This is a genomic window from Bacterioplanes sanyensis (assembly GCF_002237535.1).
In the GTDB taxonomy this organism is placed as follows: Bacteria; Pseudomonadota; Gammaproteobacteria; order Pseudomonadales; family Oceanobacteraceae; genus Bacterioplanes; species Bacterioplanes sanyensis_A.
Genome location: NZ_CP022530.1, coordinates 1523205 through 1536032, shown reverse-complemented (window position 1 = coordinate 1536032; position 12828 = coordinate 1523205). Strand labels below are relative to the sequence as shown.

The following is a 12828-nucleotide window of genomic DNA, read 5'->3' as shown; positions in this document are numbered from 1 at the left end:
AGCACAAAACAGAACACAAAAAGCACCGCCCTGGCGCAAGCGCTAGGGCGGCAAATTCGGCTATAAACCGTTAGTCCTCCAAATGTGACACCACTTTTTGCACCGGTGACTTTTTCCCGCGTAGCTGGTCAATCAGGCCGCGATTGTCGGTGGCTTCATCCACACTCGCTAACGCTTGATCGGTTTGACCACCCGGTCGGGCACCGGAGTAATCGTTGCGCGCAGGCCGGCCGTGCTCGGCGCGTAAGCGGTTTTCGGTTGGAATGGCGCCATGCCCTGGCGTGCCTTGAATACCAACGGTTTCAAACTCCTCTTTTAGCAGAGAGTGCTGGCCGACAACGGTATTGACGGTACTGCCACCACCGATCGGAGTAGCCAGCACAGGTTCATTACGCATCGGGCTGACGTCTGGCGCGCTTACGGCCATACCATGAGCGTTACGATAAGCATGTATCAGCTCATGCCCTAAACCTATAAAGCGGTTGGCGTTGGCTTGGTTGGAGTTGTAGGTAACGTGCGTCCCGGTTCCCTCACTGGCGGTGCCATCGTAGCGATAGGCTTTTTGCGCACTGCCAATCGGGTCGAGGGGGTCTAGTTTGGGGCGCGCCGCATTGCGATCACCCTGGAAGATATCCACGAATGAATAAGGATTCGCGTGCTCATTACGGCGCTGCCCAGGGTCCAGGTAGGCACCACGGGTGTTGATTTGCTGCACCAAGTGTTTGCCTGTGTCTTGACTCATGAGCTTGTTCATCGAGCGGCGGGTGTCGAGCATATGGTCGTAATAGCTGGCCGCGGACTGACCATGGGCACGGCGCACGCGGATATTGGTGGCTTTGCTGTGCGCAACCCCAAAATCCGCTCGCCGCAGTGCCTGTCTGGCGGCGACCAGTTCATCTGCAGTGGGCATCACTGTTCTCCTGTTTGAGACTTCCAGTAAGGCAACGCAAGCCCTGTACCATGGTCAGCAAAGCAGGATTTGCGCACAAAACCGCGCGTTCAATACGCAACTGGGGTGTTTTTACCCGGGTAAACCTTGCCCGCGCGGGCATCAGCAACAGTGCATCCGTTGGAGTCATAACAACACGGATTCATCAACGGCAACCTTGATCGTTGTCGTTGAGTACTGACCAATCAAATGAGACCATCTACGACAATTTCATCAACATGTCATATTTAGCCAGTTCAATGCTGGGTTAAATCGCTGAGTCTCATCTATGCCGCCACAGTTACTGCAACACAGCTTGGATGATCTGATCAGCAGGGAAGCCATTTTTACCGTTCTACAGCCCATCGTGAAGGTGAGTAATTTTCAGCCTCTCGGACATGAGGCGCTCACCCGTGGCGAGAGTGGACACCTGTTGCAGCGTGCAGATCTGATGTTTCGGGTTGCTCAGCAGGTGGAGCGCAGCGCCGAGCTGGAGCGGTTATGTTTGCGCTCTTCGGTCAATCACTTTGCCCGTAGCCGTATCGGCGGCGTGCTGTTTCTCAACGTCAGCCCGGTCTGTGTTTTAAGCCGCGCAGAAGAAGTGGCGGATCTCACCGATCACTTGCTCAGCATGGGAGTGCAGCCAGCCAATGTGGTGCTAGAGATTTCTGAGCGTTTTCCGATCGACGATTTACCACAGTTTAGCGCCTTGATTGGCCAGTTAAAAGAACTGGGTTATGGCATCGCCATTGATGATTTGGGCTCCGGTTATTCCGGCTTAAAACTGTGGTCACACGTGCGGCCAGACTACGTCAAAATTGATCGTCACTTTATCGAGCGCATTGATGAAGATACGGTCAAACAGGCCTTTGTGACATCCGTGGTGCAGCTGTGTGAACAGCTCAACTGTGAAGTCATTGCCGAAGGCATTGAGCGCGTGGCTGAGCTCAAGGTCATTCGCAGCTTGGGCATTCAACTGGGGCAAGGCTATTTACTCGGTCGCCCTGCCGTGACCCCTAAGGTGACCGTTCCACCAGATCAGCCCAGTGACCACACGCACAGCAGTCGCAATACGCTGGAGCAGCCGGTCGGTACTCTGTGCCAACCGATGATGAGCATTACTCCCGAAGTCACTTTGCGCGAGGCCGATGAGCACTTTCGCCAACAGCCGCAGCTCATGTCGTTGCCGGTCACTTCAGGTAACCGGCCAGTGGGGTTATTGCACCGCCGCAAGGTGCAAGAAACCTTTTCTCTGCCCTATGGACGCGCACTGCATGAGCGCAAAACCGTGCAGCAAATGATGCAGCAGGACCCACTAATCGTCGATAAACGCACCAGTTTGGAAGCGGTAAGCAACATCATGACCGGTGCGGAAGACAATTATTTAAGGCAACACTTTATTATTTCTGACGACGGGGAATATTGCGGCATCGTTAACACCATCGATCTGCTCAAACGCATTACCGACGCGCAAATACAAACCGCACGTTACGCCAACCCACTGACGTTATTGCCCGGCAACGTGCCCATTGATGAGCACATCGAGCGCTTACTGGCCGAACAACGTGGGTTCAATTTGATGTACGTGGATTTGGACTTTTTTAAGCCATTTAACGATCATTATGGCTATCGCCAGGGCGATGCAGTGCTGCGCTGGCTGGGCCGGTTGTTACACAGTGAGTGCCAGCAAGGGAGTTTTGTCGGCCACGTCGGCGGTGACGATTTTATCGTTGTCAGCGAACAGACAGACTATCACCAGCAGTGTCAGCGCTTGCTGCAGCGTTTTGCTGAGGGGGTTGAACAATTCTACAGCGCCGACGACCTGCAGCGAGGCTGCATTACCAGCAGTGATCGCAGCGGCAGAGAATGTGCATTCTCTTTACTTTGTGTATCGATTGGCATTGTACCGTCTTATTTGTTGCAAGGAACGCAACAAGCCCGAGAGCTGGCCAGCCTGGCAGCGGAGGCAAAAAAGCAAGCCAAGCTGATTCCTGGCAGTGCGTACTTTTGCTTGGACTCACATCCGACGTGGCCGGGCATATCCACAGCTACAACCACAGCTACAACCACATCGACTGCTACAGCCCAACCCGAGACTGGGTTGTAGCGACTGAGGCTAGACTCTAGCGGTTACGCTGATGCAGTTTCGCAGTGCGCTCGTTGCCGCGTTTGTAATTACCGGTTACTCGCGCCATGAGCTGCTGCTGGGCATGATCACTGGCATGCTCGGCGGCTTGTAAAAACTCTTTGGCTCGATCACCACGTAATACAGTCACTTTTTTACCATTGCGGTAAATCAAGCAGTCATTGCCTTGTGGCTGAAAACTAAAGCCTAAATCGTTGGCCATGCTCTTTCTCATTGCTTCATTTGTTTAATATCTTGTACATCGACGTCACGCTGCAACACCGACTTATAGGCGACCAGATCAGCTTGGCGCATCACTGACAGGTTGTGACCAAACAAACGATGAGTGTCGACGGCATCGAAGTCAATCAGCAATGGCTGCCACTCATTCAATTGCACATTAAATATATACGTGTCTTTTGGGTTGCCGATTTCTATCTTAATACCGTCCACGATCAGTTGCAGATATTCTAAGTCCCACCCCTCGCCTTGGTAGCGCGCAGCTGGCCTACTGATGTATGGCTGACATTTCGCCGCCATTGCATGAAACTCGATTTCTGGTACGAATAAGTCAATGTCATTGAGCGCACGCTGACTGCCGTACGCCATCGCCGCTAGGCCACCGCACACTGAGTACGGCACCGTATCCAGCTGCGTCAGTAGCCAGCCCAGCGCTGCTGCAATGCGGCGATCTCGTTCAGTGTCGCTGTGCATTCTATTTCTCGTGATTAAATAATGTATTTCGTGCTGAGTTAGCAGCATTATGTCCCTAGCTCAACTTGCCATCCTCTACCTGCCTGCCGCTACCTGCTAGCCTCAATCGGTCGTTTTCGCCAAGAGCTCAACGGCAAAGGCTCAGGCAGCCACATCCAATATACTGGGCGTGACATGAAACGCTATGGATGTTTGACATACACGTGATTGTGAATGCTATGGCCTGAAAACTCGAACGCAAGCTGGCCGACCAAAGCAAAGTCTAAATGCCGGTAAAAACTATTGGCATCGTTTTCCACCCAGGTATACAGCCAATAAGGTCTGGCCAATTCTTGTTCCATAACAGCCAAGAGTCGCTTGCCAATACCTTGGCCTTGATGGCGACTGCTCACGTACAGCTTTTCAACTTCATAGCTTACATCACTTACAGCAACTTGATCATAACCAGCAGTGTACCGATCGCACTGACAATGTGATTTAAGATTGACCAGAACAAAGCCCTGTAAAACGTCACCTTGTTCACAAAGCCATAATCGGAAATCGGTGTGGCTAACGAGCTGCTGAAAGTACTCCACCGTGAAGTTTGATAAAACAAACTCAGAGTACTGACGTTTAACGCCTTCTTTGGCGTAGGTATCTAACCAGACCTGAGCCGACAACACAGCCAGGTTGCTGCAGTCGGATGGTGTTGCTAATCGAATCATCTGTGTCTCGTTTGCAAGGCGTCTCTTTTGCAAGGCGTCTCTTTTCCAGGGCGTCTCGACTAAAGAACGTGTCTATTAAAAGCCGCTCTGGCTTATGTTGAGCGCCGGCAACTATGCTCCCATAAGAGTGATTAAGCAGAGCATCGTTTATGCAAGCTGGTATTCGGCCAGCCAGAAATACGTCCGCTCGAGTACGTCTACGGAGTCAGTATGGCCAGCGAGTTGCTGACGCAGCGCCTCTGGTGTCGGAAAGTTCTTTAGAACTTCGTATTCACTGCCATCGTCCAAAGGTCGTTGCTGATAGCTATTACCGGCCGTGCCGATGCGGCTGATCGGCGTGCTACTGCCGTCCACATAGCGATTATCCAGCAACCATACTTTCGCGCCCGGCTGCAGTTTGCTGTGCAATGCCTGCAGAAATTCGTGTATACGACAGAGCGGCACATGTGACCACCAAAAACCGACAAAGGCCGCATCAAACTTTCCTTCCACCTGCTCTAAGGTATAGGCATCGTCACGCACAAACTGGACGGATTGGTCGCCATAATCGCGGTTGCGAGCGATGTCTAAGACTTCCTGATTGAAGTCGATGGCAGTGATGTGCGTTGCTTGGCGACACAAAAATTGCGTCCAATACCCCGTGCCGCAAGCGATCTCTAATATTCGTTTTTCTCGGCACAGCTCGCTGCTGCGCTGCTCTAACCATCGAAGGTCTGACTGACGCTCTGGTTTCGCGTAAATTCGGTCATACTCTTGTGCTCGTTGTGCGTAGTAGCGGGTTAACTCGGTGGTCTGCACTGACTCTCCTTGCAGTTGGTGAGTGGGAGCGCAATGAATGGACATTGCGCCAATGATTCAGGTCTCACTGTGCTGATAATTTTCTGGATGAAAATGTCGTTCGATCAGTTCAATAAAGATATGCAGCACCTTGATATGCAGCTCTTGCACGCGGTCAGCAAACTGCCCGGCTGGAGTACAGACATACACATCGCTGAGTTGCTGCAGCGGTTCATGCACACGCCCACTCAGTACCACCACCGACATGCCGAGCTGCTGGGCCTCTTCAGCCGCGTGCAAAATAGAAGGACTTTTGCCACTGGTACTGAGCGCCACCAACACGTCGCCCTCGCGGCCATGTGCCTGCACATAGCGGGAGAAAACATGTTCGTAACCAAAATCGTTGGCAACACAGCTCATGTGGCTGGCATCGGCTATCGCAATGGCAGCGTAAGCTGGGCGATCTTTACGGTAACGGCCGGTGAGTTCCTCCGCAAAGTGCATGGCATCACACATGGAGCCGCCATTACCGCAAGACAATACTTTCTTGCCTTGCTCAAGTGCGGTAATTAATTGCTGTGCAGCAGCCTCAATCGACTGTATGGCTTCATGATTATTCAATAAATTATTGAGCGCTTGCTGCGCTTCGTTCAGGCTGAATGTAATGTTGCTCAACATGTTTTATTACCTCAATACATGTAACCCAGCCAGTCCAGGTTGCCCGTTGGCCAAGGCTTACCGGATATGGGTTTTACCATCATGTCGTACAGGCATTCGTGCGCGATGCCATAATGCTTGTGCTCGCGAATCTTCAGCCACTGGCTATGCTGCTCTTGTTCTAAAAAACCATGTCGCTGATAAAATTCAGGCTGATCGGCCATCAGCAACAAAAAATCCACGTCTCGCTCGGAAGCCATGTCCGATAACTGTTCAAGCATGCTGCCAGCAATACCTTGACCTCGATATTCGCGTGCGACACACAGGTCGATGATGCCCAGTACCTTGATCACCTCGTCACCCACCGACATCACGCGATAATCCAGCCCCATGGTGGCAATCAGCTGCTGTTCGTGAAATCTCAGTGCACGATAGTGTGGAAGTTGTTTGAAATAAGAGCGCGGAACCGCATGATCAGGAAACGCTTCGTTGCGAAGCTGCTGAATTTGCATGTGCACGTCGCCGTCGACGTCCAATTCGGGTTTTATAATCAAGTAGAAATCCTTGTTAAAGCGCGCCGTACTGTAGCAAACCACCGTGCGCGCGACCACTTAAGGTGTATTATTCAGCCTCATTATTTTCTAGAAACTGACGAATTAATGTTACTGCTACCGTCGGCTGCTCCTGCAGCAAGGCATGCGATGCCATGGGAATATTGGCAATACATGCATCGGCTAATTGCTGCTGTAATGCGATGGTCTCTGCTAACGATAATAAAAAATCTTCATCGCCACGCATCAGCAATACCGGGCAAACAATGTTTTGCACTTGCTGTTGCGGGTAGCCCGAGCCATCCAGCCACATGCACTGAACCTGTTGCAGCAGACGAGTAAAGTCTGGTTCAGGATTGCTTTGCTCGTAGCTGGCGACCTCGGGTGCAAACTGTTGCCGCCAAAATGACTCGGTCACATCCGCCAAAATAGCGCGTGCTGGATCATCGTCCGCCAAGCGCCATTGTGAACCGACCGTCACCAAACGCTGCACCCGCTGCGGGTATTGGCACGCCAGCCAATAGCCAACAATGCCACCGTCACTAAACCCCAGCACAGAACACCGTTCTATCGCCAAGTGATCCAGCAATGCAATCACATCCTGCAGGTGCCGGGCATAGCTGATGCTAGGGCTGCTGGTAGACAGGTTGCCTAAAGTCGAGCGCCCATGGCCACGAAAGTCCATCTGAATAACGTGGAATTGCTCCGCTAATGACGGCAACACCGCGGCAAAATCGTCCATGCTGCCAAGGCCGCCGTGCAATAACAGCAGGGGTGCCTTATTGGCATCGCCCTCGATGCGGTAGCCAATATTTCTACCCTGTCGCGGCAGTGTTGCTATCGTCATGGCGGCGCCTCGTTAGCCCTAAAAGCGCTTTATTCTGCGGCTAAACGCTGGCTCACACCAGCAACACGCTGTCCCAAATAAAACGCCAGCGCTAGATCCCGCTCAGGCACCACACCGTCTGCAGTTTGCACCACTACACCGCCCTGAGCGCCGAGGCGATTGCGCAGCGCCGGATCGTACGTGCCGGGAATATCGACCCCACACCACAACATGCCGTGCTGACTGGCAAAGGTTTGAAAGTAGTCCAGCGTGTGTTTTTGATCGCCACTGAGGTTCGTACCCACAGTAAAGCCGGCGGCCACCTTGTTGGCCCAGGCTTGCTCGCTCCACAGCTCACCAGTGGTATCGGTAAAGGCCTTAAACTGCGAGGCCACACTGCCCATATAGGTGGGGGAGCCGAAAATCATCGCATCCACCTGCTGTAACCGCTCCAATAACTGCAACTCGACAAAGCGCCCATGATGGATCTGCTCGCCCTCAATACGCTCCAACTGCACGCTGGCACCTGGCTGAGATTGAACGCCCTCTGCCACCGCCTGAGCCAACTGGTGAGTGGTGCCAGTGGCCGAAAAATAAATAACCGCAATCTTAGTCATCGTCTCGCTCCCAATTAAAGTAGCGCTGACGCTAACTCCTGAACCTAAGTTGAGGTCAACAGTCGGTGTGGTAATTGATAATAACTGTGCGAATCGGATTCATCTCGTCGGCATCAGTCATCAGCCCAGCTTCGTGAACCGGCCTTGGGCCTACATGTGCTGCAACGGCACTGTTACAATGGCAACCTTACTTGAGCCACTGGGTGTCGTGTTGTGAATCCTGATCTGCAATTGCTGCAACCTTATCCGTTTGAAAAGCTGAACCAGCTGAAAGCTGCGGTAACGCCCAATCAACAGCTGAGCCACATTGCGCTGTCTGTCGGTGAGCCAAAGCACCCGGCACCTGAGTTTGTGCAACAGGCCATGATCAACAACATTCGCCGGTTGGAAAACTACCCAACCACCAAAGGTCTGCCAGAGCTGAATCAAGCCATTGCCGATTGGGCGCAGCGGCGTTTTGCATTAAATGCCATCGATACTCAGCAAGTGATTCCGGTGAACGGCACCCGTGAGGCGATATTCGCTTTTACTCAGGCGGTGATTGATCGCACCCAGCCGCAGCCGCTGGTGGTCAGCCCCAACCCTTTTTATCAGATATACGAAGGCGCCGCCTATTTGGCTGGAGCACAGCCCCACTTTTTGCCATGCTTGGCAGATAATGGCTTTAACCCCGATTTTTCTGCAGTGCCAGAAGATATATGGCAACGATGCCAGTTGTTATTTTTGTGCTCACCAGGCAACCCCACCGGTTCAGTTCTCAGTCTGGCTCAGCTGCAACAATTAATTGAACTGGCGGATCGCTACGATTTTGTCCTTGCCAGCGATGAGTGCTATTCAGAAATCTATATCGATGGCCATGATGCGCCCATTGGTTTATTGGAAGCATGTGCGCGACTGGGGCGGGATGATTATCGACGCTGCGTGGTGTTCCATTCGTTGTCCAAACGCTCGAATCTACCCGGCCTGCGTTCCGGCTTTATTGCTGGTGATGCACAATTACTGCAGCCCTTCCTGCAATACCGCACCTATCATGGTTGTGCCATGCCGTTGCAAAGCCAGCTGGCCAGTATTGCTGCTTGGGGAGACGAGCACCATGTGCAAGAAAATCGTCGACAATACACAGAAAAATTCCGTGCGGTATTAGACATCCTAAAGCCAGTGATGGACGTTGAGCAAAGTGACGCAAGCTTTTATTTATGGCCCAAGACTCCCATTGACGATGAGACCTTTGCGCAGCGGCTGTTTGCCGAGCAACACGTCACCGTATTACCTGGCTCTTATTTGTCGCGCACGATCGATGGTGTGAATCCTGGTGCCAATCGTATTCGTATCGCCCTGGTCGCTAGCATTGAAGAGTGTGTCGATGCGGCACAGCGCATTCGTACTTTTGTTCAAACTCTGTAACGAGATTTATTTATGACTGCTACACGTTTTGGTCGGGACATTACAACGGACGATATTCTCGATACATTGGGTTTTTTCGACGATTGGGAAGAAAGGTACAAATACATCATCGACCTAGGTAAACAACTGCCGGCGATGGACGACAGTAAAAAGACGGATGACTATTTACTGCGAGGCTGCCAGAGCCAGGTATGGATCGACCATCACCAGCAAGACGGCACGTTAGTCTTTGAGGCCGACTCCGACGCGCATATTGTTCGTGGCCTACTGGCCGTCGTACTCACGGCGTACAACTACAAAACGCCAGCGGAAGTGTTAGCGTTTGATATGGAAGCGTTTTTCGCTGACATCGATTTGATCAAACACCTGAGCCCTACACGCGGCAATGGTCTGCGCTCGATGGTGGAAAAAATTCGTGCCACAGCAGAAGCCACTCAATAGCTGTTCGGCGTCTCTGACATTGTAATGATCGGCCGTGGCAGCTGCGCAATCTCCCCCTGACGCAGCTGCTGTATGGCAGCAAACTCCACACTGCGCCGCACAATGGCGTTGTATTGCGGGCTTGATATCGCATCCATAGCACCACAGTCCATGGCCCAAGACAGCGCTAATGAATAGGGCGCCAGCTGTGATAACTGCAAGTGCTGGCAATCCCCACCCTCGTGCCATTCAACCTCATCGCTGAGCGGTGGTAGTTGAAAGCGGTACGCCGCCCGGGCAAACGCCAATGGCATCAATAGCGCCCATTGCTGCGCTTCTACTTTGGATAACCCCAGCAGCTGTATGCGAGCACAGAGGGCACTATCGCTTTCGTTTTCAGCCGCCAGAAAACACGCCGCCAGCGGCTGCAGTGCTTGGGTAATGTCCAACATCATCTGGGTGTCCTAAGTCTGTGTTCTGCATGTTTAAACTGCGCGGTTATCCTCATGGCTATCCTGCGTGGCTGTCATGTGCGTGCCCTGTGTGTCTTTGCTGTAGGCGCTTTGCCACACGCACATTGACGGCATTTATCTTTATCGTACGTTTCTCGCCATGATTTTAATCGTACGCGCCTTTGATGTGTGCGCGCCTTTGATTTGAGCGCGCCTTTGATTTGCGCACATCTTTGGCCTGGCTCAAATGATTAATTTTTAATCAGCCGAAGGCCAGTAGCCACTGGTTTTATTCATCCGACAATACTGGCGTAAAAACCGTAAAACAGGCTAGGCAGAACACTCAAAAAACCGCATTCATTTCCATCATTTAGCGACATTCCTGCGGAATCCCTTGACTGTTTAAAACAAAACCGGCTTATTGCGGCATTTCGATTTTCCGGAAGCTTATTATGCTGTCGATTTTTCAACGCTTTATGAGTGCCACCTCCTTGGTCAGCCGCATCGTGATCGGCATTGTCCTGGCTGTGGTGTTGGTATTGATTTCCCCTGAAACGGCCAAACAAGTGGGCATTCTGGGCACCATTTTTGTGAACGCCTTGAAGGCCACGGCACCGATTTTGGTGTTTTTCCTGGTGATGTCGGCCATTGCCAACCGCCAACGTGGTATGCAAACCAATATACGCCCGGTGCTGGGTCTGTATTTGGTCGGTACTTTGGCAGCGGCCTTTACCGCGGTGATTGTCAGTTTCGCCTTCCCCACCGAATTGGTATTGGAATCCGGTGATGTCGCCATTACCCCGCCAGAAGGATTAGGCCAGGTATTGGCTACCTTGATCAGCAATATGGTCGCTAACCCAATCACGGCCATTACCGAAGCCAACTACGTCGGCATTCTGGTGTGGGCCATTGCCTTGGGCATCAGCCTGCATCACGCTGGTGAAACCACACGCCAAGCACTGGGCGATGTATCAGATGCCGTGTCTCAGGTGATTCGCTGGGTAATTCAGCTGGCCCCGATTGGCATTTTTGGTTTGTTATCGAATACCTTGGCGCACACAGGGTTTGCCGCCATGGCTGGCTACAGCCAGTTGTTGATGGTCATTGTCGGCAGCATGATCTTTGTTGCTCTGGTCATCAACCCTGCGCTGGTGTGGTTTATGACACGCTCGAACCCCTACCCTTTGGTGATTCGTTGCCTGCGTGAAAGTGGCGTTACGGCCTTTTTCACCCGCAGCTCGGCAGCCAACATTCCAGTGAACATGCAGCTGTGTAAGGACATGAAGCTGGATGAAAACATCTACTCAGTGTCGATCCCGCTGGGCGCCACCATCAATATGGCCGGTGCAGCCATCACAGTGACCGTGCTGACCTTGGCGGCCGCCCATACGCTGGGCATTCAAGTCGACCTTGGCACCGCGGTACTGCTGAGCGTAGTGGCGGCGGTATCGGCGTGCGGTGCCTCCGGTGTTGCCGGTGGTTCGTTGCTGCTGATTCCACTGGCCTGTCACTTGTTTGGCATTGATCAAAGCATTGCCATGCAGGTGGTCTCGGTCGGCTTTATTATCAGCGTGGTGCAAGACTCTGCGGAAACCGCGCTCAACAGCTCCACCGATGTGGTATTCACCGCTGCCGCTTCTCAGCGCGACGGCGAGTAAGATCTGCCCTGGCACCTCATCGAGGTGCCAGCTGTTTGCCTTTCCAGTCCACCAACAAGGGACCTTGCGCCCGCAACTCTGGCTCAGCACAGCGCCATATCCGCACATAACGATAAAACGGCACTCGCGGATACAAATGATGAATCAAATGGTAATTCTGCCCGAGCAGCAGTGGCGTTAGCAGCCACTCAGCGCCCATACGGTTGTTACTGGCCAAAAAAGGGTTTTCGCGCTGCGTCGAACGCTTGGGTATGTGCGGCCAATAATCAAACGCCAGCGCCAGCACAAAGACCGCCATACGCCCGGGCAACAGCCAGAACCAAAACAACTCTGCCCACAGGCCTTGTACCGCCACCAATAACAGCAACAACGCCAACACCAGCAAGCCCAACCAGAATTCACGTTGCTCCGCCTGCGGCCGCTGGCTGAGTTTGGGCCAGTAATAGGCAAAATACGATAAATCCAACGTCATCCAGCGCAGCGGCAGCTGCCAAGCTGGGCCACTGCTGACGTAGGTGTCCGGGTCGTGTTCGATGCCCTCGTTAGTAAAGCGATGATGCTGCATGTGCACAAAGCGGAACATTTTGTACAGCGGCATGGGCAGCAATGCCAATTGCGCCAGCTGACCTACACCATCATTGATGCGGGCATTGTGGGCAATGGCGCGGTGCGTGGAATCATGCAGCACAGTGAACAGGGCATAAGCGCACGCAGCGCTGATGCCCACCGCCAGCCACACAGGAATGAGCTGCAATGCCCCAGCCGTGCCACTGGCTAACCAGCCGCTGGCAGCGACCACAAATAACATCAGGGTCGGCCAGGCAAAACGCGGTTGTTTTAGTAGCTGCGCCATCGCCGGATGACGCACCTCCTGCGCTGAGGGAATGCGAGGTACAGACATATCAACTCCAACAACTGTAAGATTGTCGGACAATATTGGAATGCATCACTGGCGAACAGGGTGGATGTCGTCGTCAGCCGGTGGCAAACGGCCA

The 12828-nt window shown here is 52.8% G+C and carries 15 protein-coding genes; 4 read left to right on the top strand and 11 right to left on the bottom strand.

What is annotated here, in order from left to right:
• Positions 1-70: 70 nt before the first annotated feature.
• The gene (locus tag CHH28_RS07295) at positions 71-910 is read right to left on the bottom strand and encodes a M91 family zinc metallopeptidase (RefSeq protein ID WP_094059682.1); all 840 of its coding nucleotides are present in this window, start codon (positions 908-910) and stop codon (positions 71-73) included.
• A gap of 307 nt (positions 911-1217) precedes the next feature.
• Here CHH28_RS07295 and CHH28_RS07290 point away from each other — a divergent pair, with 307 nt between their 5' ends.
• A complete protein-coding gene (locus CHH28_RS07290; RefSeq protein WP_094059681.1) occupies positions 1218-3035 on the top strand; it encodes a GGDEF domain-containing protein in 1818 nt (605 codons plus the stop codon).
• Positions 3036-3051: 16 nt separating this feature from the next.
• Here CHH28_RS07290 and CHH28_RS07285 read toward each other — a convergent pair whose 3' ends face one another.
• The 8 genes from CHH28_RS07285 to CHH28_RS07250 form a co-directional block, all read right to left on the bottom strand.
• Entirely contained in the window at positions 3052-3276 is a 225-nt protein-coding gene (locus tag CHH28_RS07285) for a hypothetical protein (protein WP_094059680.1), read from the bottom strand.
• 8 nt (positions 3277-3284) lie between these two features.
• Positions 3285-3767 carry a hypothetical protein gene (locus tag CHH28_RS07280; protein WP_094059679.1) on the bottom strand — a complete coding sequence of 161 codons (483 nt, stop codon included), beginning with the start codon at positions 3765-3767 and terminating at the stop codon, positions 3285-3287.
• A 182-nt stretch (positions 3768-3949) separates the two neighbouring features.
• The gene (locus CHH28_RS07275) at positions 3950-4504 is read right to left on the bottom strand and encodes a GNAT family N-acetyltransferase (protein ID WP_199244029.1); all 555 of its coding nucleotides are present in this window, start codon (positions 4502-4504) and stop codon (positions 3950-3952) included.
• Between the two features lie 114 nt (positions 4505-4618).
• Complete coding sequence (locus CHH28_RS07270; protein WP_199244028.1) at positions 4619-5269, bottom strand: class I SAM-dependent methyltransferase; 651 nt, start codon at positions 5267-5269, stop codon at positions 4619-4621.
• Positions 5270-5326: 57 nt separating this feature from the next.
• A complete protein-coding gene (locus tag CHH28_RS07265) occupies positions 5327-5926 on the bottom strand; it encodes an SIS domain-containing protein (RefSeq protein ID WP_094059676.1) in 600 nt (199 codons plus the stop codon).
• Between the two features lie 11 nt (positions 5927-5937).
• Positions 5938-6459, bottom strand: a complete 522-nt coding sequence (locus CHH28_RS07260; RefSeq protein ID WP_094062010.1) for a GNAT family N-acetyltransferase — start codon at positions 6457-6459, stop codon at positions 5938-5940.
• Between the two features lie 67 nt (positions 6460-6526).
• Positions 6527-7303, bottom strand: coding sequence for an alpha/beta fold hydrolase (locus tag CHH28_RS07255; protein ID WP_094059675.1), 777 nt, complete (start codon positions 7301-7303; stop codon positions 6527-6529).
• A 29-nt stretch (positions 7304-7332) separates the two neighbouring features.
• Entirely contained in the window at positions 7333-7899 is a 567-nt protein-coding gene (locus CHH28_RS07250; RefSeq protein WP_094059674.1) for a flavodoxin family protein, read from the bottom strand.
• A gap of 213 nt (positions 7900-8112) precedes the next feature.
• On the opposite strand from CHH28_RS07250, the gene dapC reads away from it, so the two are divergent.
• Positions 8113-9303: a succinyldiaminopimelate transaminase gene (dapC, locus tag CHH28_RS07245; protein ID WP_094059673.1), complete on the top strand. Its 1191-nt coding sequence runs from the start codon at positions 8113-8115 to the stop codon at positions 9301-9303.
• A gap of 12 nt (positions 9304-9315) precedes the next feature.
• Positions 9316-9744 (top strand): SufE family protein, encoded by a 429-nt coding sequence (locus CHH28_RS07240; RefSeq protein ID WP_094059672.1) that lies wholly within the window; start codon positions 9316-9318, stop codon positions 9742-9744.
• On the opposite strand, the gene CHH28_RS07235 is transcribed toward CHH28_RS07240, so the two are convergent.
• Positions 9738-10178: a hypothetical protein gene (locus tag CHH28_RS07235; RefSeq protein WP_094059671.1), complete on the bottom strand. Its 441-nt coding sequence runs from the start codon at positions 10176-10178 to the stop codon at positions 9738-9740. The genes CHH28_RS07240 and CHH28_RS07235 overlap by 7 nt on opposite strands.
• A 449-nt stretch (positions 10179-10627) precedes the next feature.
• On the opposite strand from CHH28_RS07235, the gene sstT reads away from it, so the two are divergent.
• Entirely contained in the window at positions 10628-11833 is a 1206-nt protein-coding gene (sstT, locus tag CHH28_RS07230; protein ID WP_094059670.1) for a serine/threonine transporter SstT, read from the top strand.
• Positions 11834-11849: 16 nt separating this feature from the next.
• On the opposite strand, the gene CHH28_RS07225 is transcribed toward sstT, so the two are convergent.
• Positions 11850-12734, bottom strand: a complete 885-nt coding sequence (locus CHH28_RS07225) for a fatty acid desaturase (protein WP_094059669.1) — start codon at positions 12732-12734, stop codon at positions 11850-11852.
• Between the last annotated feature and the right edge of the window lie 94 nt (positions 12735-12828).